We start from the raw sequence: 21,936 nt of genomic DNA, 5'->3' as shown, positions 1-21,936 counted from the left end.
CCCCACACGTATGTGCCGTCAGCCGGTCTCCCTGGCCCTCGGGGCCGGAGCGGCCTTCACCAGCGGGCCGGCCTTCCGGCCGCGACCGGGTGTGGCGAGGAACCCCGCGAGGAACGAGAGGCAACCCGCCAGGATGAAGGCGCCGTCGAGCCCCCAGGCGGCGACGGCCATGAAACCCGTCCCCGCTCCGAGTCCGGAGACCGCGGATAACCGCAGGAACAGGGGCAGGCTCCTCATCCCGGCCGGCCCGATGATGCCGAACCGGGCGAGCCCGAGGACGACACGGACGTGGAGCAGCCACTTCTTACGGCCGCAGAGGCCGGAGAGCCAGCCGACGACGATCGCCTCGGGAGACGTGGCGGTGGCCATGATCCCGGCGGCGGAGCCCGCGTCCTGAGCCGAACCCCTCGCCGCCACGAACGCGTCGGACGGAGCGCCGGCCGCCACCCTCTCCGCCGGCGGTCCGGCGACGTGCGAGCGGCCGGTCCCGCAGATCCGCGCCTCTCAGGACCGGGCACGGCACCCCGGCCCCGGGGTCACCGCGAGGAGCTCCTCGGAGGGTTCGGCACTTCCTGACGTGGCGCGTTCGTGGGGGCGGACTCCCCGCCCGGGCCGTCACCTCATGCCGTAGCCGGTCTCCTCCTCGGCCTGCCGCGACCGGTGACCGGCTTCGTCACCGGTCGCGACGGCAGGGCCCCGGCGCCGCCGGGCACCGGGCCGGTCACCGGCGCCGGTTGAGGTGAGCGGTCAGAAGATGGGAGTCGAGCAGGGAGGTGTCCGCCGTCCGGTCGGCCCGCGCGTAGCCGGCCAGCATGCGCTTGGTCAGGACGAGGGCTTCGGGGGAGCGCCGGACGAGGGGCCTCGCCCAGGCGTCGACGACCTCGTCCAGCCGGTCGAGCGGAGCGGTCCGGTGGAGGAGACCGAGCCGGTGAGCGGTGTCGGCGTCGAACACGTCGCAGGTCAGCATGAGTTCGCGGATCCTGGCGGCGCCGCCCTCGGAGACGAGGCGGCCCATCGCCCCTCCCCAGGCAGGGGGGAGTCCGACTCCGACCTCCGGCATGCGGAACCGGCAGGTGTCCGCGCCCACGCGCAGGTCGCAGAACGAGGCGAGCGCGAGCCCGGCACCGATCACCCGGCCGTGAAGCCTGGCGATGGTGACGGCGTGGGTGCTCTCCAGGGCCTGGCACAGCCGCTGGGCCTTGTCCGCGATGCGCCGCAACGCGGAACCGGTGGGATCCGCGGTGAGTGCCGCCTGGTACTCGTTGCGGTCGGCTCCCAGGCAGAAGTCCGTGCCCATGGACGAGAGGATCAGAAGGCGGACGTCCGGGCGGTCGTGCAGGTCGTCGAGCAGGAGGAGGAGATCGTCGAGGACGGCGGTGCCCAGGGTGTCCTCCTGGTCCCAGGGGTTGAGCCGGACACGGAGTACGGGGCCGTCCTGGTCGGCGCGTATCGCTTTGCGGGAGGAGTGGGTGAGCGGACCGGCGGTTTCGTTCATGCGAGAGCGACATCCAGGTTCAGCGGGCGCCGGAACGCGACCCGGGGGGCCATCGTCGGGCGGCGTACGAGAGTGAGACGGGGCAGACGGCGGATGAGCTGACGGAGAAGGGTCTGGGCCTCCAGCCGGGCCAGCGGTGCGCCGAGGCAGTAGTGGATGCCGCCGCTGAAGGCGAGGTGGGCGGGCGGGCGCAAGGGGTCGAACCTGCCGGGCTCCCTGTGTTTCGCCGGGTCCCGATGGGCGGCCCCCACCATGAGGTGCACCATCTCGTCCTTGCGTATCTCCACTCCGCCCAGGACGCAGTCCGCGGCGGCGACCCTGCTGATGACATGGGTGGGCGGGTCGTAGCGCAGTGTCTCCTCCACGAAGGCGGGGACCAGGTCGGGGCGGTCCGCGACCAGGTCCCAGCGTGCCGGGTCCTCGACGAGCAGGAGCGTCATGGTCGTCAGGAGGGTCGCGGTGGTCTCCAGGGCGGCCAGGAGGACGAACAGAACCAGGAAGTAGACCGCTTCGTCGGCCTTGTCGCGGTCGGGTTCCAAGGCGTCCCAGGACGCTATCCAGCGGGACACGGGATCCTCACCGGGGCGGGCACGCCGGTTTTTCACGAGGTCGGTGAAGTAGGCGCGCAGTTCGGCCGTGGCCGTGTCCGACGCGGCCAGCTGGCTCGCCGACGGAAGCAGTTCCTGGGTGAAGACCTGGTCGTGCGTCAGTTCCCGCAGACGGGGCCAGTCGGCAGCGGGCAGTCCGAGCCACTCGCCGATGGTGGCGACCGGCAGCTCCTCGCCCACGAGTGCCGAGAAGTCCGCCTCCCCGTCCCGCAAGCGCTCCGCGAGGGTGCTCAGGAGCTGATCGGTCGTCCGGCTCACCGACCGGCCGATCCGCTCCACCGTGGCCCGGTCGAACGTACCGGCCGCCCGTCGGGCCCGTGTGTGGTCGGGAGGGTTGAGCGCGGCCAGCGTGCTGCTCATCTCCTGCGAGGACGAGGCGTTCCAGCGTGTCCCCGGTCCTTGCCGCTCCCGCCAGCGTTTGTCGGGTTCCAGCCAGTCGCGGCTGCGTAGTACCTCATCGCAGACGGCGAAGCCTGTGACGAGGGAGCCACCCCACGGAGCCGGGCTGACCTCGCCCCTCGACAGCAGCTCCTCGTATATCGGGAAGGGGTCGGCCTGTCCCCTCGCCGTCCGCAGACGCGAGAAGAGGGAGACGGACGCCCTGCGGTCGGACGACGGAGTCGTGGTGACGCTCATGATGACGGCTCCTTTCTAGAACCAGCCGCCATGCATACCCACAAGATCGTTGAAGCATCCAATAACACAGGGGCATCAGGGGGTAACAAAAATCACTCCCCTCTCGTCCATGCCAGGAAACGGCTGAAGAGACCGCCCTTGGGCTGCGGCGCAGCGGCGCTCTGCTGCTGGGATCCGGAGGGCTGCCCGGCGGATGCGCCCTGCTGGGACGAGGCGCCCGGCTGCGGCTGGCCGGGGCGGGTGGCGGCCGACGGCTGGGCCTGCGGGGTGAACCGGACGGGGAGGGTCACCAGCGAGCGGCTCCACGGACTCGGCACCCAGGCGAGGGTCTTGAACGGAACGCGCATCTCGATGTCCGGCAGCCGGTTGAGCAGGGTCTCGACCGCGGTGACCGCGATCATGAAAGCCGGATCCTTGGCGGGGCACGCGTGCGGGCCCGCACCGAAGGCGAGATGGGCCTTCGCGCTGAGCTGCCGGCGGTGCTCGGTCAGTTTGGGATCGGTGTTGGCCGCGGCGAAGGAGATCAGCACGGGGTCGTCGGCCCGCAGCGTCCTGCCGCCCAGCTCGACGTCATGGACCGGGTAGTGAGCCGCGTAGTTGGCGATCGGAGCGTAGTTCCACAGGCTCTGGGCGACCGCGTCCTCGACCGGCAGCCCGCTCTGCCACTCCTCGTCCAGGTACAGCGCGCTGCTGCTCCCGATCGTGGCGGACAGGGGAGCGGTGCCACCGGAGAGCAGGGTCACGAGCTGGTGCAGCACCTCCTCGTCGCTCAACCGGGCCGGGTGCTCCATCAGCCGCGTCGTCAGGTCGGCGGCCGGACGGCGCCGTTTGAGGGCGATCAGCTCGGTGAGTGCCCCGCCCAGTACTTCGTCGGCACCCGGGGCCCCCTCGAAGATGCCGCTGATCCCGGCGATCACCCGGTCACCGATCTCCGGGGGACAGCCGAACAGTTCGCTGAAGACGAGCAACGGCAGCGGCTGGGCGTACTCCGCCATCAGTTCCGCCTGGCCGCGGGGCTCGGCGCTGAAGCGGCTGATCAGGTAGTCGGCGGACTGCTGTGTCTGCCTCACGAGCTGGAGCTCGTTGACGGTGGCGAGGCTGTCGGTGACCGCCTGGCGCAGCCGGGCATGGGCCGCACCGTCGCTGAACAGCGCGTTGGGGCGGTAGCTCATCATCGGCAGGGCGGGGCTGTCGGCGGGGACGCGGCCTTCGTTCAGCGCGTTCCAACGGCGGGAGTCCCGGACGAAGGACGAGGGGTTCTGCAGGACGTAGAGGGCGGCGTCATAGCTGGTGACCAGCTCGACCTCCACGTCCGGGGCGATGTCGACGGGCGCGCTCATACCGAACGAGCGCAGATGCGCGTAGTGGCCGTCGGGGTCGGCTCCGAACGAGGGTCCGTACAGCTGGACGTTCTTGTGCGCGGGGCACCCGGGAGGTATCTCCTGCGGGTCAAGCGGCTGCTGCATGGTGCGGGGCTCCTAGCCGAGTTGGGTCATGAGGTGTTCGACGAGGGTGATGAGGGCCTGTGCCGAGGTTCTCTCGTCGCGGACGTCGCACCTGGCGACGGGCGTGTCGGCGGTCAGGTTCAACGCCTCGCGGACTTCGTCGAGCGGGTAGTCCGTGGTCCCCTCGAAGTGGTTGACGCCGATGGCGTACGTCAGGCCGAAACTCTCGACCAGGTCGAGGACGGGGAAGGACTCGTGCAGACGCTCGGGGTCCACGAGGACCAGTGCGCCCAGAGCGCCCCGCGACAACTCCTCCCACATCTCCTTGAAACGCTCCTGCCCGGGCGTTCCGAAGAGGTAGAGGACCAGCGAGTCGCTGAGGGTGAGGCGGCCGAAGTCCATGGCCACGGTGGTGGTCTTCTTGTGAGGTGTGCCCGACAGGTCGTCGAACCCCTCGCTGGCCTCGGTGATCTCCTCCTCGGTCCGCAGCGGCTCGATCTCGGAGAGACTTGCGATGCAGGTGGTCTTCCCGACCCCGAAGTGCCCGACCACGAGGATCTTCACCGCGTGGGAGACGTCTGGATCCAGGTACACGCGTTACGCTCCGAATCGATTCTTCAGGCCTTCGAGCACGGCGCTGACCAGTTCTCTGTCGACATGCTCGGCGCGGGGTATCGGCCTTCTCACGAGGATGAGGCCGTCCTCCTCCAACTGCGCCAGCAGGATGCGCACGATGCCCAGCGGCAGGTGCGTGTGGCCGGCCACCTCGGCGACGGACAGGAAGCCCTCGGTGATCAGGGCCATGACCTGGCCTGCTTCGGGAGAGAGCGTGAGCGTCGTGGCCGCCGCGTCCTGCGCCGCCATGACCAGCGTGGTGTGCTCGTACTCGTGTTCCGGAGGCAGGGCGCGTCCGTTGGTGATGACGAAGAGGGGGACTAACGGCGACGTCAGCTCCAGCTCCTGGTCGGGCTCGTCAGGCATGGGCCACCCCCCTTCCGCCCACTGCCGAGGGTGCCAGCTTGGGGATCACTTCGTGCAGGCGGGTGGTGAACTCCTCGATGTCGCAGTCGTGCTCGGCGGCGGCGGCCAGGAAAGCCCCGGTACCCGCCGATATCAGGAAGATCCAGCCGTGCTGGAACTCGATGACCGTCTGCCGCCACGCGGCGTCCTCCTGGACGCCCGCGAACTGCGAAGTGACCCTGCTGTAGGCGTGGATGCCCGTCATCGCCGCGGATATCGTGTCCGCCATGTCCCTGTTCAGCCCGCTGGTCGCCCCGCGGGGCAGCCCGTCGGAACCCAGCAGCACGGCGTGACGGGCGCCCTGCACATCGGTGATCACCCGGTCGAGGTCGGCGAGCACGAAACCCGAGTCGCCCGGGCCTCCGCGCCGGTCCGTCCGGCTGTTCCGCGTACCGGCGTCGTCCTCGCCATTCACCCTGGGGGGCGAGGTGAGGTTGTTTCCCAGCCTGGCGACAAGCCGGTGCATGCGGAAGGAGATCTGCTGCATGTCCACATCGGGTGCCGCGGCCGCGGCCAGGTAGGCACCCTGCCCGGCTCCGATCAGAAAGCTCCACCCGTGGGAGAACTCGATGATCGTCTGATTCCACTGCCGGTCCTTCTCGGGGCCGGCGAAGTGGGCCGTGGCACGGCTGAGCGACTGCATGCCGGCCATGGCGGCGGAGATGGTGCGCACCTCCTTCTCGGCCAGGCCCTCGGTGGACCCGCGGGGGAGGCCGTCCGCGGACAACAGGACGGCGTGCCGTGCGCGGGGCACGTTCTGCACGATGTCCTCGAGCATCCACGACAGGTCTGCGGTCATGCGTCTTCGGACCCTTCGGGCGACGTGGTATCGAGATTGCGGCCGGACAGAGTGCCGCGCTGGAAAGCCCCCAGGCTGCGTCCCGAGGAACGGCCGGTCCTCTCGGGCACCGGCGGCGCCGGCTGCGGGGCCACCGGGTCCGGCACGCTCGCGATGGGCGCCTGGCGCGCTCCGCGCTTCGGCAGGCCGTGAGTCGTGCGCGCGGCCCCGTTCTGCGGCCTGCCATCCGTACGCGGAATGCTGCTGACGGGCGCCTCGGGGGCGGACGGCGTCTCCTCCATGGTCCACAGCTCCTCGGGCAGCAGGACGACGGCCCGGACGCCGCCGTACCGGGAGACTCCGGTGACATCCACCTTGAAGCCGTACTGACGAGCGATCAGGCCGATCACGGGGAATCCGAACTTGGGCTGGTTCCCGAGCTGTGAAAGGCGGGGGACGACGTCGCCGGACAGCAGCTCGGTCGCCCGCTGGCGGTCCTCGTCACTCATGCCGACACCGGCGTCGTCGATGACGATGCACAGATTGCTCTGGACCCGCTGGAACGTCACCTCGATCGGTGCGTCGTGCTGGGAGAAGCTGGCAGCGTTGTCAAGGAGCTCGGCGACCGCGAGTGCCACCGGCGCCACCGCGGACGCCTTCAGCGCGAGGGCGGTCTGCTGCATGACGGAGACCCGGTGGAAGTTGCGGATCTGCCCCTGGGCGCTGCGCACCACGTCGTAGACGCTGGCGGGCCTGTTGCGGCGGCCGAGAGGCGCACCGCACATGACCGCGATGCCCTGTGCCTTACGGGCCATCTGCGCATTGGCGTGGTTCACCTCGAGCAGATCGCTGAGCACGGCGTGGCCCCCGTACTTGCGCTGGATGCTGTCCAGGAGAGTCGTCTGTTCCGCCGCGAGGCTCTGCAGGAAGCTGGCCGCGCCCTTGAGGACCGCCTTGGTGTTCTCCTCCGCCGCCTCCTTGGCCTCCCGGAGCGTTCCGTCCTGTTCGCTCCTGAAGCGCTGGAGTTCGGCGTGGGAGAGGTTGAGCTGACTGCCGGATATGTGCAGCTGGTGTCTCAGCTCCGCCTCGGACTGCTGCTTCTTCGCCCCTAGGGCTCTGTTGCGGGCGGTGAGTGCCACAACGGCGGCAACGGCTATCGCCGTCACCGCAACCATGCACCACACGAGTGCGTCTTGATTCATGGAAACCTTTCCCGGCGCAGGCGGACGGCGACGGACATGCCTCCCGAGGGCCCGCGACACAGCCACTCGGTGCTGCCAGGCCGCTGTTGCGTGGAGAGCAGGCCGCCGATCGCAAATCAGCATCTGAATCCAGTGGATCAAGATCACAGATGCCGGGATGCTATCACCGGGCCGGACCCTCACCGGAAGCGGGGAGTCCGGCCGTGCACACGGCAACACGGCCTCGGAAAAGCCGTGTTGAGAGGCGAGTTCGTCTCGCCACGGCCCGTTTCCCTCGTCTTCCGCTCCTGGACCTGAATCGTTCACGGGACATCACGTATGAGGAATGACCATCTGTCACATGTGGTGAGAGTATCGGCATCCGGAGGTCTGCCGTCCACTTCGGGGGCCGAGGTTCTGCCCGGAGCCCGGTCGGGCCGGGCCGGGTGCGCGGCACGGGCGGTCCGGTCCACCTGCCCTCGGCCGTGACGGACGCCGCGGCGGCACCGGTCACGCAGGCCGGCCTGAGCGGCGGTTCCCGCGGCTCCTCGCAGGCGGGCGGCGCGGGATCGCCGGGCCCCCGGCGGACTCGCGGCCGCGCGCCACCGGGCCTCCTCCGACGTGAGATCCACCAGGTCCGTCCACTCCGGCACTTTCCGGATGAGCCGCCCGTGCTGCCGCCGGTCCCGCCGGTCCCGGCGGTGCAGCGGGGCCGGCGGCAGCACGGGCGGCGACGGTGAGGAGCCGCACGAGCCGGTCCGGGCGCCGCACCGGGGCCGTGCGGAACAGGACCTCGTGCCCTGCCGCGTCCCGCGGCGCCACCGCCTGCTCCTGGTGCACGGTCCGCCACGGTCCGTGCACGCGACGGCTCAGGTGCTGCCGGCGGCGCCCGCACCGCACTGACCACCGGAAACGCAGGTGAAGGGCACCCCGAACCCCTGGTATTGTTTTCTTTGTCGCCACGGGGAACACCCCGGGACGACAGACACCTTGTCCGGGTGGCGGAATGGCAGACGCGCTAGCTTGAGGTGCTAGTGCCCTTTATCGGGCGTGGGGGTTCAAGTCCCCCCTCGGACACCAGACGGGAACCCCACTTCGGTGGGGTTCTTCTGCGTTGTGGGGTCAAGGGCGCGCAGGCCGACGGCGGGAGGCCCCGGCCACGAGCCCGGAAGCTCGTGGCCGGGGCCTCCACGGCTCAGCCGTGGGTGGCTTTCGCCATGACCGGTTCGGTCAGCTGCACGGGTTCCGTGCCGGGGGAACTGTGCCGTGCCGCCCAGTTCTCCAGCGCCGCACGGCAGGCGTGGTCCAAGTGGTGCAGGCCGGAGAGATCCAGCTCGACGGGCCGGTCCTGGGGGAGGCTCTCCAGGCTGTCGAGTATCTTCGGCAGTTTCAGGAAGGTGGCGTTACCCGAGAGGTGGGCCTGGAGGGGACCGGTTCCCTTGTCGATGATGTCCAGGCTGACGTGCGAGGCGTCCCAGGCCGTCTTGGCGACGGAGAGCGCCAGGCCGATCAGGACACCCTCGAACATGTTCACCGTGACGATGGACACGGCCGTCGCCACCAGGATGAGCGCCTCGCCCCGGTGACCGCGCCACAGCGTCGCGACGGTGCGCAGCGGGATCAGTTTCCAGCCCGCGTGGACGAGGATCCCGGCCAGGGCCGGCAGCGGTATGAGCGCGAGGGCCGACGGCAGCAGTGCCGCGAAGAGCAGCAGCCACACGCCGTGCAGGACCCGGGACGCCTTGGTCTTCGCGCCTGCCTGGACGTTGGCGGAACTGCGCACGATGACCGCGGTCATCGGCAGGGCGCCCAGGAGGCCGCACACGGTGTTCCCGGTCCCCTGAGCCATCAGCTCCCTGTCGTACTGCGTGCGCGGCCCGTCGTGGAGGCGGTCCACGGCGGCCGCGCTGAACAGGCTCTCCGCGGAGGCGATCAGGGTGAAGGCCAGCACCGTCCCGAGCACGCTCACGCTCGCCAGCTCACCGAACGCGTCCAGCCCGGGCGGCTGGACGGCGTCGAGCAGACCCCGCACCTCGACTTCGGCGACCGGCAGGCTGAACACGAGGGAGACGAGCGTGGCCAGTGCGACCGCGGCGAGAGCGCCCGGCACCGCCCTCACCCGCTCGGGCATGCGCTTCCACAGCACCATCACCACGATGGTCCCGGCGCCGACCGCGAGCGATGTGAGCGCCTCGGTGCTCATGGCGGCATCGGACAGGGCCCCGGGAAGCCCGATCAGCTTGTCCAGGCCGGACGCCGGGGCTTCCAGGCCGGCTGCCGCGTAGAGCTGGCCCGCGATGAGCACGAGCCCGATGCCGGCGAGCATGCCCTCGACTACCGAGAGCGAGATGGCCCGGAACCAGCGCCCCAGTTTCAGTGCGCCCATGGCCAGCTGAAGCAGCCCGGCGGCCAGCACGATCACTCCGAGCGCGGCGAGCCCGAAGGTCTGGACGGCTTCGAAGACCAGCACGGTCAGACCGGCGGCCGGCCCCGACACCTGGAGGCTGCTGCCACGCATGAAGCCCGTGACGATGCCGCCGACGATGCCGGTGACCAGTCCCAGCTCCGCCGGCACGCCGGAGGCCACGGCGACGCCCACGCACAGCGGCAGGGCGACGAGGAAGACGACGATCGAGGCAGTGAAGTCCTGCCGCAGATGGGGAAAAGACGTTCGGCGGTCCATACCGGCCCTCACAGCGTCTGGAAGGTGTCGGAGGTCGCGTCGTGCGCCAGCACGGCTCCCGTGTGAACCTCGTAGAACCAGCCGTGCAGCCTCAGTCGCCCCTCCGCCACACGCTGGTCGACGCAGGGGTAGGAACGCAGCCTCAGCAACTGGGTCAGCACATGGTTCTTCACGGCCTCGGCCACGGCCGGGTCGTCCACCACCCCTTCGGGGCGGGGGGCCGAGTGCGCGAGCCAGTCGCGCACGGCGGGCACCGCGGTCAGGTCGTCACCGCGGACCAGGGCGCCGACGGCACCGCAGTGGGAATGGCCGCAGACGACGATGTCCGTGACCCCGAGCACCTCCACCGCGTACTCCACCGTGGCCGCCTCGCTCGTGGGCTGCCCGGAGTCGTACGGGGGGACGATGTTGCCCGCGGTCCGCAGTTCGAAGAGTTCACCGGGGCGGGCACCGGTGATGAGGGAAGGGACGACCCGGGAGTCCGAGCAGGTGATGAACAGGACCTGCGGGGACTGGCCTCGGGCCAGCCGGGCGAACTCCTCGGGACGCTCCGTGCACTGCTCGCGGAAGGACCGGGCGTGGTCGATGAGGGGTTGCATAACGGTTGTTCCTCCTGGCGCGCGGCTGAGGGCGCGTCGGCGTACGTACGAGAACGGGAGCGCGATCGGGCAGGGCGACAGGGCCGCACGCCGCCGCTCCCGGCGGTGCGGAGCGTGCGGGCGAGGTCTGTGCGCGCCGCGGATCAGCTCAGCAGCGGAACACCTGGAGTACGGCAGGAGAATGTGAGGCGGAGGATCTCGGCGTGCGGTGCGAGCCGGCCGGGACGAGGAGGGGTGCGGTCCGGGTGCGGTTCGCCGTGTCACCCGCCACCAGGCAACGTGAGAGGGGCTCGGGAGTGGCCTGGGCCACGGTGCGGTGCCGGTCGCGAGTGCGCAGCAGACCGTTCGGGTCCTCTTCCTGGGCCGGGGGACCGCAGGGGACGTACTCCTGCCCGGTCTGTGTGCCGCTCCGGCCCTTGAGGCCGGCCGGATGTGCTTGCGGCGAGCCGGGGGAGGAGCTGTGGAACGCGGTGACGCCGTGGGCGGATGCGGAAGGCGCGGAGGGGGCCGGGAATTGCACGGCGAACAGGATTGCGGTCAGGACCGAGAGCACGATCCGGGCCGTCACATCTCGCACCTCACGCCTCCTTCCGCGCTTCACCCGTCTCCTTGCCGAAGACGCTAACAGGAGTAAATTCCCGTCAGGTTAACCGTATGTGAAGAGTGTGGAAGTCGAGCAGGGGAAAGGTGAAATCATCTGCGCCGAAAACCCGTTCTCCGGGAAAGCCGGCCATCGAATCACCTTCCTCGGCGTGGCGTCGGGCGGGCCTGGGCTCTTCCGGAACGAGGCCCGGAAGAGCAGGTCGCGACGGTCGTGGCCTGGCACTCCGGCCCGTTCCCGCTCGCGCGGCCGCGCCTGTCCGGATAGGTGTGGCCGAAATTCGCGTGCGTACGCGATTCGGTGAAGAGAAGGCGTTCCGCGGGCGAGTGCTCCGATTGTCGGGCGGAGGTTCGCGCGGTCGGCCGTCCGGCGCACCGAGAGCCGTCGGCCCTCGAATCCGAATAGGGGAACGACTATTTCCGGATAGCCGTAGGGCTATTTCCAGACACGCGTAAGCGCTACCGGGAGTGGCCTTTCCCGGTCGGCCGGGACGGGCCGGGAGCCCGGCCGGCCCTCCGCCGCTCCCGGTGCCGTGGGCGCGCCCCGCCTCCGGCGGGCCATGCGGGCGCCCGGGTCACGATCAGGTCTCGGACGCGGGGCGGGGGGTTGTTTTCAGCCGTGTAATCGATTCCAATCTCTCGTGTAATCGATTCCACGGCTTGTTCCGCTGGTTTCGAGGCTCACGGAAACCACAAGGAGGTGGCCCGGAAATGGCGAGCATCAAGGATGTCGCGGCCCAGGCAGGAGTGTCTGTCGCCACGGTCTCCCGCGTCCTCAACAGCCATCCCTCCGTCAGCCCGGACGCCCGCGGGCGCGTCCTCGCCGCCGTCGACGCCCTCGGCTACCGGCCCAACGCGGTGGCCCGCTCGCTGCGCACCGACCAGACGCGCACGCTCGGCCTCGTCATCAGTGACGTACTCAATCCGTACTTCACCGCGCTGGCCCGCTCCGTCGAGGAGGAGGCCCGCGCGCTCGGCTACAGCGTGATCATCGGCAACGCCGACGAGCGGCTCGACCAGCAGGACCACCATGTCCGTACGCTCCTGGACCGCAGGATCGACGGACTCCTGGTCTCGCCCGCCGACGGCGAGTCCCCGCTGCTGCTGGACGTCGCACGCGCCGGGACCCCGATGGTCTTCGTCGACCGCTGGATCCCCGGAGTGGACATCCCCGTCGTCCGCGCCGACGGCCACCGCGCCATCCAGGACCTGGTCGCCCATCTGCACGCGCTCGGCCACCGCAGGCTCGCCATCATCGCGGGCCCCGCGGCCACCACGACGGGCGACGAACGCGTCGAGGCCTTCAGGGAGGCGATGGCGGCCCACGGGCTCGCCCTGCCCGACGCATACATCGGGCAGGGCGACTTCCAGGCCGACAGCGGCCGGCGCGCCACCGAGCACTTCCTGTCACTCCCCGACCCGCCCGAGATCGTGTTCGCCGCCGACAACCTCATGGCGCTCGGCGCCCTGGACGCCATCCGCGCACGCGGCCTGCGTGTCCCCGAGGACATCGGCATCGCGGCCTTCGACGACATCCCGTGGTTCGTCCACACCGGCCCGCCGATCACCGCGATCGCCCAGCCGACGGGCGACCTCGGCCGTGCCGCCGTGCGCGCCCTGGTCGACATCGTCGAGGGCCGCCCCCCGCAGTCCGTCACCCTGCCCGCCCGGCTCGTCGTACGCAGCTCCTGCGGCGAGCGCACCTTCACCCCCGGGAGCAACGAGTGAGCGAATCAGTGGAGTTGCTGCGCATCGAAGGCGTGCGCAAGACCTTCCCCGGCGTCGTCGCCCTGGACCGTGTCGACTTCGACCTGCGCAGCGGTGAGGTGCACGTCCTGCTCGGTGAGAACGGCGCGGGCAAGTCCACCCTCATCAAGATGCTCTCCGGCGCCTACCGGCCGGACGACGGAAAGATCTTCGCCGGCGGCCGGGAGGTGCGCATCCACGGCGCGCAGGACGCCGAGAAGCTCAAGATCGCCACCATCTACCAGGAGTTCAACCTGGTACCCGATCTGACGGTCGCCGAGAACATCTTCCTCGGGCGCCAGCCGCGCCGCTTCGGCATGATCGACCGGCGGCGCATGGAGGCGGAAGCGGAGGTGCTGCTGCGCCGTGTCGGCCTGCACGTCTCACCCAGGGTCAGGGTTCGTGAACTGGGCATCGCCCGGCTGCAGATGGTCGAGATCGCGAAGGCGCTCAGCCTCGACGCACGCGTCCTGATCATGGACGAACCGACCGCCGTCCTCACGTCCGAGGAGGTCGACAAGCTGTTCGCCATCGTGCGGCAGCTGCGCGCCGACGGCGTCGGCGTCGTCTTCATCACCCACCACCTCGACGAGATCGCGGCCCTCGGCGACCGCGTCACCGTCCTGCGCGACGGCCGCAGCATCGGCCAGGTGCCCGCCTCGACACCCGAGGCGGAACTCGTCCAGCTCATGGTCGGGCGGAGCATCGACCAGCAGTACCCACGCGAACGCCCGGAAACGGGACAGCCGTTGCTCTCCGTCCGCGGGCTCACCCGCGACGGGGTGTTCCACGACATCAGCTTCGACGTGAGGGCCGGTGAGGTCGTCGGCCTCGCCGGACTCGTCGGAGCGGGCCGCACCGAGGTCGCCCGCGCCGTCTTCGGCGCCGACCCCTACGACACCGGCACCGTCGAGGTGTGCGGTGAGCGGCTGGGCAGGCACGACGTGACCGCCGCCATGGGCGCGGGCATCGGACTGGTGCCGGAGGACCGCAAGGGCCAGGGCCTCGTGCTCGACGCCTCCGTGCAGGAGAACCTCGGCCTGGTGACCCTGCGCTCGGCGACCCGCGCCGGACTCGTCGACGTCAAGGGACAGCGCACCGCCGCCGCCCGCATCGCCGAACAGCTCGGCGTACGGATGGCGGGCCTCGGCCAGCACGTCCGCACACTGTCCGGCGGCAATCAGCAGAAGGTCGTCATCGGGAAGTGGCTCCTGGCCGACACCCGGGTGCTGATCCTCGACGAGCCGACGCGCGGGATCGACGTCGGGGCCAAGGTCGAGATCTACCAGCTGATCAACGAACTGACGGCCTCCGGACACGCCGTCCTGATGATCTCCAGCGACCTGCCCGAGGTCCTCGGCATGAGCGACAGGGTCCTCGTCATGGCCCAGGGCCGCATCGCCGGAGAGATCCCCGCCCATGAGGCCACCCAGGACGCCGTGATGGCACTCGCCGTCAGCGCCACCCCCGTGACAGAGAACGCAGAGAACGCAGAGGAGAGCCCCCGTGGCCACTGACACGCATCCGAGCAAGGCGGGCGCGGGCGGCGCCGGACACACCCTCCGCCGCCTCCTGCTCGACAACGGCGCCCTCAGCGCGCTGGTCGTCCTCCTGGTGGCGATGTCGCTGCTCTCCGGCGACTTCCTCACCACCCAGAACCTGCTGAACGTCGGTGTCCAGGCCGCGGTGACCGCGATCCTCGCGTTCGGTGTCACCTTCGTCATCGTCTCGGCGGGCATCGACCTCTCCGTAGGCTCGGTCGCGGCGCTCTCCGCGACCGTCCTGGCCTGGACGGCGACCTCCGAAGGCGTCCCGGTCTGGCTCGCGGTCATTCTCGCCGTCGCCACCGGCATCGCCTGCGGCTTCGTCAGCGGCGCGCTCGTCGCGTACGGCAAGCTGCCCTCGTTCATCGCGACGCTGGCCATGCTGTCGGTGGCCCGCGGTCTCTCCCTGGTCATCTCGCAGGGCAGGCCGATTCCCTTCCCCGACTCCGTCTCGGTGCTCGGTGACACGCTCGGCGGCTGGCTGCCCGTCCCGGTCCTCGTGATGATCGCGATGGGTCTGATAGCGGCACTCGTCCTGGGGCGCACCTACATCGGCCGTTCCATGTACGCCATCGGAGGCAACGAGGAAGCCGCCCGGCTCTCCGGACTGCGGGTCAAGAAGCAGAAGCTCGTCATCTACGCCCTCTCCGGCCTCTTCGCAGCGGTCGCGGGCATCGTCCTCGCCTCCCGGCTGGTCTCCGCGCAGCCGCAGGCGGCACAGGGATACGAACTCGACGCGATCGCCGCGGTCGTCATCGGCGGCGCCAGCCTCGCGGGCGGTGTCGGCAAGGCGTCCGGCACCCTGATCGGCGCACTCATCCTCGCCGTGCTGCGCAACGGCCTCAACCTCCTGTCCGTGTCCGCCTTCTGGCAGCAGGTCGTCATCGGCGTCGTCATCGCCCTCGCGGTGCTGCTGGACACGCTGCGCCGCAAGGCCGGAACCGGTGCCGCGTCCGCAGGCGGTGCCTCCGCCGCACCCGGAGGCACCGGAAAGGGCCGCAAGGGAGCGATGCGGGTCGGCATCGCGGTGGTCTGTCTGGCCGCCGTCATCGCCGCCGTGACCTTCTTCAAGTCAGGTTCCTCCGGCACCACCACCAAGGTGGGCATGTCCCTCTCCACCCTGAACAACCCCTTCTTCGTCCAGATGAAGGAAGGCGCGCAGGAGGAGGCGGAGAAGGCCGGGATCGACCTCACCGTCACCGACGCCCAGAACGACGCCTCGCAGCAGGCCAACCAGCTGGAGAACTTCACCAGTTCCGGGGTGGACTCCGTCATCGTCAACCCGGTGGACTCCGACGCGGTCGGCCCCGGCGTCCGCGGCGCGAACAAGGCGGACATCCCGGTGGTCGCCGCCGACCGCGGTGTCAACAAGGCAGGGACCGCGACGCTCGTCGCGTCCGACAACGTGGCGGGCGGCAAGCTCGCCGCGAAGACGCTCGCCGACCGGCTCGGCGGCAAGGGCAGCATCATCGTCCTGCAGGGCACCGCCGGCACCTCCGCCAGCCGTGAGCGCGGTGCGGGCTTCGCCGCAGGCATCAAGGCGTACCCGGGCATCAAGATCGTGGCGACCCAGCCGGCCGACTTCGACCGCACCAAGGGCCTGGACGTCATGACCAACCTGCTCCAGTCCCACCCCGGCATCACAGGTGTCTTCGCCGAGAACGACGAGATGGCGCTCGGCGCGGTGAAGGCGCTGGGCAGCAAGGCAGGGAAGTCCGTCTCCGTCGTCGGCTTCGACGGGACCCCCGACGGCCTGACGGCGGTCGAGGCGGGCACCCTGTACGCGTCCGTGGCCCAGCAGCCCAAGGAACTGGGCAGGATCGCCGTACAGAACGCGGTCCGGGCGGCCGACGGGGAGAAGGTCGACAGCATGGTGAAGGTGCCGGTCAAGGTCGTCACCCGGCAGAACGTCGCCGACTTCTCCTGACTGCTCCTCCTGATCACGGAAGGTACTGCCCAGATGCACGAGAACGAGGACTCCGCGCCCCCCCGGTACGACCTCCTGGTCGTCGGCTCCGCCAACGCCGACCTGGTCGTCGGCGTCGACCGGCGCCCCGGACCGGGGGAGACGGTGCTCGGCTCCGACCTCGTCGTCCACCCCGGCGGCAAGGGCGCCAACCAGGCGGCCGCCGCAGCCCGCCTGGGTGCCCGGACGGCGCTGCTGGCCCGGGTCGGTGACGACGCCCACGGGCGGCTGCTGCGCGCCTCGCAGCAGGAGGCGGGCGTCGACACCGGCGGAATGCTCGCCGGCGGGGCGCCCACCGGCGTCGCCCTCATCACCGTCGACCCCTCCGGCGACAACAGCATCGTCGTCTCCCCGGGTGCCAACGCCCGGCTCACCCCCGAGGACATCAGGGCGGCGGCCCCCCTGTTCGCCTCGGCCCGGGTCGTCTCCGTGCAACTGGAGATCCCGCCGGCCACCGTCGCGGAGACGGCCCGCGCCCTCGGCCCGGGCGCGCGTCTGGTCCTCAACCCCTCACCGCCCGCGCCGCTTCCCGCCGAGGTGCTGGCCGCCTGCGACCCGCTGGTGGTCAACGAGCACGAGGCGCGCTACATCCTCGGGGAGAGCGCGGGCAGCACCCCGGAGTCCTGGGCGCGGGGGCTCACCGCCCTCGGCCCGCTCTCGGTGGTGATCACCCTGGGCGCGGAAGGGGCACTGGTCGCCGACAGCCGCGCCGGCGACCCCGTCCGGGTGCCGAGCCCCCAGGTCGACGCGGTGGACACCACGGGTGCGGGCGACGCGTTCACCGCAGCACTGGCCTGGCGTCTCGGGCTGGGCGAGGAACTCACCGAGGCCGCCGCGTTCGCCGTACGGGTCGGCGCGGCAGCCGTCACCAAGCAGGGCGCCCAGGCGTCCTTCCCGACCGCGGAAGAGGTTTCGGCACTGTGAAGAGGTCAGGCATCCTGAACCGCCACCTCGCGGGGGCGACAGCCGAACTCGGCCACGGCGACGGCGTCCTGATCTGCGACGTGGGCATGCCCCTCCCACCCGGGCCCCGCGTGGTCGACCTTGCCTTCCGGGCGGGCGTCCCGTCGTTCGCCGACGTCCTGGACGGCCTTCTGGACGAGCTGGTCGTGGAGGGGGCGACGGCGGCCGAGGAGATACGGGAGGCCAACCCGGAAGCCGCCTGCCTCCTGACCGCGCGCCTCCCGGACCTGACGTACGTGCCGCACGAGCGGCTGAAGGCGCTCACGGCGTCCGCCCGCCTCGTGGTGCGGACCGGGGAGGCCCGGCCCTACGCGAACGTGCTGCTGCGGTGCGGGGTCTTCTTCTGACACCCCCGAGGGCCGACGGACCACGCCGGCAGTCCAGCCGGCGAGGACAGCCGCAACGCCGAGCGATGCCGTCGTGCGTGCGCCTCTCTCAGCCTCTCGCACGCCTCCGGGCCGGCGCGGCCGGACGCCGGGCTTGTTAGGATCGCCCCCGTGACTGCCGGGTCGGCCATGGGCCACGTACGAGAGAGGCGCCCGGCTCCCGCATGAGTGCGTGGCGGGTGCGAGCCCCGCCGCCCTGTCGTGTTCTCCCGCCTCGCGCCCGTACGCGGCGCACCCACCCAGCGGAATCCACGACACGGAGACGTACACGTACATGTCCCACACCCGGCAGCAGGACCCACACACAGCCCAGCAGGGTGTCGACGCCGTCCAGCTGGACCATCACGCCGTATACGCCAGGGACCGCAGCCTGTCGGCCGAGTTCATCGCCGCGGTTCTGGGTCTCGAGGTCGGTGCCCCGTTCGGGCCTTTCCTGCCCGTCGACCTGGGCAACGGCGTGACCCTCGACTACTACGAACTCCGGGACGAGCCGGTGCAGTCACAGCACTACGCCTTCCTCGTCCCCGACGCGCAGTTCGACACCATGATCGCCCGGCTCCAGATGCTGGACGTCACCTACTACGCCGATCCGCACCACTCCGAACCCGGGCGGATCAACCGCCTCTTCGGCGGGCGTGGGGCCTACTTCAAGGACCCGGACGGTCACAACATGGAGATCATGACCCGGCCCTACGCCCGGCCCAGTTAACCGTCCCCGTCACGCCTCGGTGAGTGCGTCCACCAGGCCGGCCAGCGCCGAGGCCAGTGCGTCGAGCCCCGGCCCGGCCGGACCACCCGGCTCGGTCATGTACAGGTCGCGCCGGATCTCGATCATCAGCGCGGTGACCCGCCGGTCCTTCCCGTAGTGCTTCAGCGGCACGTACGTACCGGGGAAGGGGCTGTTCAGCCCTGTGCCGCCGAATCCGGAGAACGCCGCCTCCGCCCGGGCGAGAAGCCCGGGCGGGGTGTGGAAGCCGTCGGTGCCCAGACAGACGGGCGGGCGCGGACCGGTGCCGTGCAGTTCGTACGGGAGCGCGGTGGCCGGGTAGGAGTGGACATCGATGACGACGGCACGGCCCGTGGCAGCGAGCCGCCCGTCGACGGCAGCGGTCATCGCCCGGGCGTACGGGTGGAAATAGCGGTCGAGCAGCGGTTCCGGATCCGCAGCGGGCGGGCGGAGACGCTCCCGGTGCGTGGTGCGGGTGTAGACCGCGCCCATGCCGACCGCCAGCATCTCCTCCCGGTCGTCCGGGAACCGCTCGGGGTCGACGACCAGCCGTGAGAGGCCGTTGACGAAGCGCCAGGGGGCCGACGTGCAGGCGTCGAAGGTCCGGGCGGCCAGACCGGCCGTGTGGGAGTCCGTGATGTGGTCGAGTTCGGCTTCCAGCGCCTCGTCGTCGAGCATGATGCCGCCACGCACGTGCTCCGGGACGGCCCGGGAGGAGTGCGGGACGTGCAGCAGCACCGGCGATCCAGCGGCACCGGGCATGAGCCGGAACGGGGGAGGGGCAGGGTTCAACGGTCGTTCCTCGTACGTGTGGAGGGGCGGTCACGGGCGCGACGGGAGCGGGCGGCTGAGCGCGGGGACTCCCCTGGCCGGCCGGCGGGCGGGCCAGGGGCACCGGACGTCCGGCCTTCGCCCAGGCCGTTGCCGAGGGGTTGGCCGTACCGAAGCGCGCGGGCCCGGCCCGTCCGTCCGGACGCGCCGGACCCGCGCGGAGGGCTCAGCTCGCCCAGACCTCGGCGTCGGCCGCCGGGACGGTGGTGGCGAGCTTCAGCTCCTTGCGGGCCGCGACCGTCCTGTTCGGGTCGATGCCGGTGAAGGCCAGGTCGTAGGCGACGTAGAAGTCATCCGTGTTACCGGCCGAGGCGGCGTCCTCCCACGACCCGGCGGTCTCCTCCAACTGCGTACGGAGCTTGACGGTCTCCGGCTGATCCATGCCCTTCAGGGCGGTGAGGTGGGCGTTCAGCGCCGAGGAGACGGCTTTGGCCTGCTTCTTGTAGCCCGCCAGGTCCTCCTCGATCTGGTCCGCCTCGGGCTGGTTGCTCCACAGCGCCTCGTAGACGGCGTTCGCACCCTTCAGGTACGCGAGCTGATCGGCGTCCAGGGACGTGTCCTCGAGCGAGCCGGAGAACGTGCCCGACTGCTTGGCGTACGTGCAGCTCACTGCCCGGTCACCGGTCTCCCAGCTCTGACTGGTGGGGTAGTAGTAGAAGAGGTCGACACCCGCGGGCACCGCCCAGGTGTCGGAGATGAACTTCTGCGCCTCCACCGGGCACCGCTCGTCGGCGATCTTCGTGGCCCCGCTGTCGCCGGGGTAGGCCTTCTCCCCCTCGATGGTGAACTCGGCCACGACCTGACCCTTGTGCGCTTCCTCGCACGGCACGATCTCGACGCTGAATTCCTTGCTCTCGCTCGCCCCGTTGTTCGGGTTGTAGCAGTCGCCCGGGGTGAGCGAGAAGACCGACCGCTGACGCGCCACCTTCTTGGCGCCGTCCTTGGCGCTGTCGATGGCATCGGCGCAGCCCACCGCGCCGATCGCGAGAACGGCTACGGCTGCGGACATGCCGCGTGCTGAACGGGACGTGACACCGAAGAACATGATGTGGGCATCCTCAAACGGAAGAGCTGCGAACGGGTGTGCGCATCGTATGGCATAAGTGTGACCGTGTTGTGTGCAGATCATTTCCGGCAGGCGCCCCGCCGCCGGCCCCTCCGCGCCGGTCCGGCCGGACACGTGCCTCCGCCAGGTGCCAGGAAGGAAGGGTAACCTTCCCTGCTGAACGGGATTCTGACGTCTCGCCACTTCTCCGCCCGCGCTCATGGCACCGGCAGCAGGAGCCCGCAGGCAGGTCACCACCCGCCCTCCCGCTCACCGTCGAGGACGCCACCGCGTCCAAGGCCTCCTGCGCCGGGGGCCGTCATCCAGCTCGTCGAAACGGGCCCCAGCGCCGGATCCGGAGCACGCATGAGAACACTGCAGACCGCGGCACTCCTCGCCTCGACGGCCGGAGCCGCCCTGATGGCCGGGCTCTTCTGCGCCTTCGCGTACGCCGTCATGCCGGGCCTGTCCCGCACCGACGACCGGGCGTTCGTCCAGAGCATGCGGCACATCAACCGGGCCGTCATCAACGGCTGGTTCCTCGTCCCCTTCCTGCTGCCCCTGCCCTCGCTGGTCCTGGCGACGGTCCTCGCCGCGAAGGGACACGGCCCGGAGGGCCTGCCGTGGATCATCGCGGCACTGGTGCTCTACGGGGCGGCGTTCCTCGTCACAGGGACGCGGAACGTCCCGCTCAACGACGCGCTCGACAAGGTGGCGCCGGACACGGCCCCCGAGCGTCTGCGGGACGCGCGTGCCGCGTTCGAAGGCCCCTGGGCCAGGTGGAACACCGTCCGCGCCGTCCTCCACACCGCGTCCCTCGGCGCCCTCCTGTGGGCGCTCCACCTCCATGGCGCGGCCGCACAGGGATGAGTTCGCGGGTCCGCCCCCGCCGCCCTGCGGTTCAGGCCGCGATGACGACCGTCGGCCCGGCCGGGGCGGGGGCGTGCGACGGTGTCCGGGGCGAGGTGAAGACCACGGCCCGCAGCAATGCGAAACGCCCGGCCCCGGCCACCGCGGACGCCGACAGGTACACACTCTGTTCGACCAGCGCGGAGGGGGCGGACTGCGTGGTGTGCAACACGAACAGGGCGCCCGTGGTGAACGCGTAGCTCACCGCCACCGTGAGTCCGGACTGCAGGTGGATCCGCCAGCCCCTGTGTCCGCTCCGGAAGGAGACCCGGCTGTGGAGCTCCGTCGCGATCACCGTGGAGACCACGGTGATCACGGCATTGGCGAGGACCAGCGGTATCCGCTCGCCGAGCAGCACCAGCGCACCACTGGCCGCAAGTCCGACACCCCCGCCGCAGAGGACGAAGCGCACGAAGGCCGCGACGGGCGGAGAGGCCGGGTGCCTCGTCGGTACGTGCGCTCGGGCGGTCACGGGGGCCTCCGGAAGGCGTGTGGAAAGGATGCTCCGATTCCATCCCACAGCCCGGGACGCCGCGTCCCCCCAGCGATGCAGCCAGGCCCCTACTTCTCTGGGGGGCATCCCCCAGGAGCCCCTGAGGGACGCCCGGTTGCACGCGGGCCACGGCGACCCGCCCACGCGTGACTCCCGGCATTCCTCTCTCGTTGACCAGGGCCGTGCCCCGCTGTCCACGGCCCGGTGAGGAGAGGAGCGGACGTGTACGAGTGCCCGGCACCACGCCCGACACGGAGTGCCCCGGCCGCCCTGCCGAGCCG

21 protein-coding genes and 1 tRNA gene are annotated in these 21,936 nt (G+C 70.7%); 8 read left to right on the top strand and 14 right to left on the bottom strand.

Annotated features, from left to right (window positions below):
* Nucleotides 1–18 precede the first annotated feature (18 nt).
* From ACF1FZ_RS14080 to ACF1FZ_RS14045, 8 genes are all read right to left on the bottom strand, one after another.
* Nucleotides 19–447: a hypothetical protein gene (locus ACF1FZ_RS14080; protein WP_391773635.1), complete on the bottom strand. Its 429-nt coding sequence runs from the start codon at nt 445–447 to the stop codon at nt 19–21.
* A gap of 274 nt (nt 448–721) precedes the next feature.
* The gene (locus ACF1FZ_RS14075) at nt 722–1,495 is read right to left on the bottom strand and encodes an enoyl-CoA hydratase/isomerase family protein (protein ID WP_391773634.1); all 774 of its coding nucleotides are present in this window, start codon (nt 1,493–1,495) and stop codon (nt 722–724) included.
* Nucleotides 1,492–2,739 carry a cytochrome P450 gene (locus ACF1FZ_RS14070; protein ID WP_391773633.1) on the bottom strand — a complete coding sequence of 416 codons (1,248 nt, stop codon included), beginning with the start codon at nt 2,737–2,739 and terminating at the stop codon, nt 1,492–1,494. Before ACF1FZ_RS14070 ends, ACF1FZ_RS14075 begins: the two co-directional genes overlap by 4 nt.
* A gap of 92 nt (nt 2,740–2,831) precedes the next feature.
* The gene (locus ACF1FZ_RS14065; protein WP_391773632.1) at nt 2,832–4,205 is read right to left on the bottom strand and encodes a cytochrome P450; all 1,374 of its coding nucleotides are present in this window, start codon (nt 4,203–4,205) and stop codon (nt 2,832–2,834) included.
* 12 nt (nt 4,206–4,217) lie between these two features.
* Nucleotides 4,218–4,778 carry an ATP/GTP-binding protein gene (locus ACF1FZ_RS14060; protein WP_391773631.1) on the bottom strand — a complete coding sequence of 187 codons (561 nt, stop codon included), beginning with the start codon at nt 4,776–4,778 and terminating at the stop codon, nt 4,218–4,220.
* A gap of 3 nt (nt 4,779–4,781) precedes the next feature.
* Complete coding sequence (locus tag ACF1FZ_RS14055; protein ID WP_391773630.1) at nt 4,782–5,165, bottom strand: DUF742 domain-containing protein; 384 nt, start codon at nt 5,163–5,165, stop codon at nt 4,782–4,784.
* Complete coding sequence (locus ACF1FZ_RS14050) at nt 5,158–6,003, bottom strand: roadblock/LC7 domain-containing protein (protein WP_391773629.1); 846 nt, start codon at nt 6,001–6,003, stop codon at nt 5,158–5,160. Before ACF1FZ_RS14050 ends, ACF1FZ_RS14055 begins: the two co-directional genes overlap by 8 nt.
* Nucleotides 6,000–7,184 (bottom strand): ATP-binding protein, encoded by a 1,185-nt coding sequence (locus ACF1FZ_RS14045; RefSeq protein WP_391773628.1) that lies wholly within the window; start codon nt 7,182–7,184, stop codon nt 6,000–6,002. The genes ACF1FZ_RS14050 and ACF1FZ_RS14045 overlap by 4 nt, the downstream gene beginning before the upstream one ends.
* Nucleotides 7,185–8,155: 971 nt before the next feature.
* Between ACF1FZ_RS14045 and ACF1FZ_RS14040 the strand changes: the two genes are divergently transcribed.
* Nucleotides 8,156–8,243 (top strand) — tRNA-Leu (locus ACF1FZ_RS14040).
* A gap of 115 nt (nt 8,244–8,358) precedes the next feature.
* Here the strand turns inward: ACF1FZ_RS14040 and ACF1FZ_RS14035 are convergent.
* The 3 genes from ACF1FZ_RS14035 to ACF1FZ_RS14025 form a co-directional block, all read right to left on the bottom strand.
* Entirely contained in the window at nt 8,359–9,846 is a 1,488-nt protein-coding gene (locus ACF1FZ_RS14035) for a SulP family inorganic anion transporter (protein ID WP_391773627.1), read from the bottom strand.
* A gap of 8 nt (nt 9,847–9,854) precedes the next feature.
* The gene (locus ACF1FZ_RS14030) at nt 9,855–10,445 is read right to left on the bottom strand and encodes a carbonic anhydrase (protein ID WP_391773626.1); all 591 of its coding nucleotides are present in this window, start codon (nt 10,443–10,445) and stop codon (nt 9,855–9,857) included.
* 148 nt (nt 10,446–10,593) lie between these two features.
* Entirely contained in the window at nt 10,594–11,022 is a 429-nt protein-coding gene (locus tag ACF1FZ_RS14025) for a hypothetical protein (RefSeq protein WP_391773625.1), read from the bottom strand.
* 734 nt (nt 11,023–11,756) lie between these two features.
* Here ACF1FZ_RS14025 and ACF1FZ_RS14020 point away from each other — a divergent pair.
* From ACF1FZ_RS14020 to ACF1FZ_RS13995, 6 genes are all read left to right on the top strand, one after another.
* Nucleotides 11,757–12,773: a LacI family DNA-binding transcriptional regulator gene (locus ACF1FZ_RS14020; RefSeq protein WP_391773624.1), complete on the top strand. Its 1,017-nt coding sequence runs from the start codon at nt 11,757–11,759 to the stop codon at nt 12,771–12,773.
* A complete protein-coding gene (locus ACF1FZ_RS14015) occupies nt 12,770–14,308 on the top strand; it encodes a sugar ABC transporter ATP-binding protein (RefSeq protein WP_391773623.1) in 1,539 nt (512 codons plus the stop codon). Before ACF1FZ_RS14020 ends, ACF1FZ_RS14015 begins: the two co-directional genes overlap by 4 nt.
* Nucleotides 14,298–16,262 (top strand): substrate-binding domain-containing protein, encoded by a 1,965-nt coding sequence (locus tag ACF1FZ_RS14010; RefSeq protein WP_391773622.1) that lies wholly within the window; start codon nt 14,298–14,300, stop codon nt 16,260–16,262. The genes ACF1FZ_RS14015 and ACF1FZ_RS14010 overlap by 11 nt, the downstream gene beginning before the upstream one ends.
* Before the next feature lie 33 nt (nt 16,263–16,295).
* Entirely contained in the window at nt 16,296–17,225 is a 930-nt protein-coding gene (locus tag ACF1FZ_RS14005) for a ribokinase (protein WP_391773621.1), read from the top strand.
* Nucleotides 17,222–17,611 (top strand): D-ribose pyranase, encoded by a 390-nt coding sequence (gene rbsD / locus ACF1FZ_RS14000; protein ID WP_391773620.1) that lies wholly within the window; start codon nt 17,222–17,224, stop codon nt 17,609–17,611. The genes ACF1FZ_RS14005 and rbsD overlap by 4 nt, the downstream gene beginning before the upstream one ends.
* 313 nt (nt 17,612–17,924) lie before the next feature.
* Nucleotides 17,925–18,359, top strand: coding sequence for a VOC family protein (locus ACF1FZ_RS13995; RefSeq protein ID WP_391773619.1), 435 nt, complete (start codon nt 17,925–17,927; stop codon nt 18,357–18,359).
* A 9-nt stretch (nt 18,360–18,368) separates the two neighbouring features.
* Here the strand turns inward: ACF1FZ_RS13995 and ACF1FZ_RS13990 are convergent, their stop codons facing one another.
* Both ACF1FZ_RS13990 and ACF1FZ_RS13985 read right to left on the bottom strand, forming a co-directional pair.
* Complete coding sequence (locus tag ACF1FZ_RS13990; protein ID WP_391773618.1) at nt 18,369–19,139, bottom strand: N-formylglutamate amidohydrolase; 771 nt, start codon at nt 19,137–19,139, stop codon at nt 18,369–18,371.
* 235 nt (nt 19,140–19,374) lie between these two features.
* Complete coding sequence (locus tag ACF1FZ_RS13985; protein ID WP_391773617.1) at nt 19,375–20,253, bottom strand: septum formation family protein; 879 nt, start codon at nt 20,251–20,253, stop codon at nt 19,375–19,377.
* A 366-nt stretch (nt 20,254–20,619) separates the two neighbouring features.
* On the opposite strand from ACF1FZ_RS13985, the gene ACF1FZ_RS13980 reads away from it, so the two are divergent.
* Nucleotides 20,620–21,123 carry a DUF1772 domain-containing protein gene (locus ACF1FZ_RS13980; protein WP_391773616.1) on the top strand — a complete coding sequence of 168 codons (504 nt, stop codon included), beginning with the start codon at nt 20,620–20,622 and terminating at the stop codon, nt 21,121–21,123.
* A gap of 31 nt (nt 21,124–21,154) precedes the next feature.
* Here ACF1FZ_RS13980 and ACF1FZ_RS13975 read toward each other — a convergent pair whose 3' ends face one another.
* A complete protein-coding gene (locus ACF1FZ_RS13975; RefSeq protein WP_391773615.1) occupies nt 21,155–21,634 on the bottom strand; it encodes a hypothetical protein in 480 nt (159 codons plus the stop codon).
* Between the last annotated feature and the right edge of the window lie 302 nt (nt 21,635–21,936).

The organism is Streptomyces sp. NPDC014623, from assembly GCF_043088245.1.
Taxonomy (GTDB): domain Bacteria; phylum Actinomycetota; class Actinomycetes; order Streptomycetales; family Streptomycetaceae; genus Streptomyces.
Note: the sequence above shows the minus strand (reverse complement) of the source record. Positions and strands in the feature narration are given on the sequence as shown.

What these genes read in the sequence shown, in the direction of transcription:
- ACF1FZ_RS14075 (WP_391773634.1), bottom strand. Translation starts at nt 1,495, where the DNA reads ATGAACGAAACCGCCGGTCCGCTCACCCACTCCTCCCGCAAAGCGATA.
- ACF1FZ_RS13990 (WP_391773618.1), bottom strand. Translation starts at nt 19,139, where the DNA reads ATGCCCGGTGCCGCTGGATCGCCGGTGCTGCTGCACGTCCCGCACTCC.
- ACF1FZ_RS14045 (WP_391773628.1), bottom strand. Translation starts at nt 7,184, where the DNA reads ATGAATCAAGACGCACTCGTGTGGTGCATGGTTGCGGTGACGGCGATA.
- ACF1FZ_RS14035 (WP_391773627.1), bottom strand. Translation starts at nt 9,846, where the DNA reads ATGGACCGCCGAACGTCTTTTCCCCATCTGCGGCAGGACTTCACTGCC.
- ACF1FZ_RS14065 (WP_391773632.1), bottom strand. Translation starts at nt 4,205, where the DNA reads ATGCAGCAGCCGCTTGACCCGCAGGAGATACCTCCCGGGTGCCCCGCG.
- ACF1FZ_RS14070 (WP_391773633.1), bottom strand. Translation starts at nt 2,739, where the DNA reads ATGAGCGTCACCACGACTCCGTCGTCCGACCGCAGGGCGTCCGTCTCC.
- ACF1FZ_RS13985 (WP_391773617.1), bottom strand. Translation starts at nt 20,253, where the DNA reads ATGTTCTTCGGTGTCACGTCCCGTTCAGCACGCGGCATGTCCGCAGCC.
- ACF1FZ_RS13980 (WP_391773616.1), top strand. Translation starts at nt 20,620, where the DNA reads ATGAGAACACTGCAGACCGCGGCACTCCTCGCCTCGACGGCCGGAGCC.
- ACF1FZ_RS14005 (WP_391773621.1), top strand. Translation starts at nt 16,296, where the DNA reads ATGCACGAGAACGAGGACTCCGCGCCCCCCCGGTACGACCTCCTGGTC.
- ACF1FZ_RS14030 (WP_391773626.1), bottom strand. Translation starts at nt 10,445, where the DNA reads ATGCAACCCCTCATCGACCACGCCCGGTCCTTCCGCGAGCAGTGCACG.
- ACF1FZ_RS14050 (WP_391773629.1), bottom strand. Translation starts at nt 6,003, where the DNA reads ATGACCGCAGACCTGTCGTGGATGCTCGAGGACATCGTGCAGAACGTG.
- ACF1FZ_RS14020 (WP_391773624.1), top strand. Translation starts at nt 11,757, where the DNA reads ATGGCGAGCATCAAGGATGTCGCGGCCCAGGCAGGAGTGTCTGTCGCC.
- ACF1FZ_RS13995 (WP_391773619.1), top strand. Translation starts at nt 17,925, where the DNA reads ATGTCCCACACCCGGCAGCAGGACCCACACACAGCCCAGCAGGGTGTC.
- ACF1FZ_RS14055 (WP_391773630.1), bottom strand. Translation starts at nt 5,165, where the DNA reads ATGCCTGACGAGCCCGACCAGGAGCTGGAGCTGACGTCGCCGTTAGTC.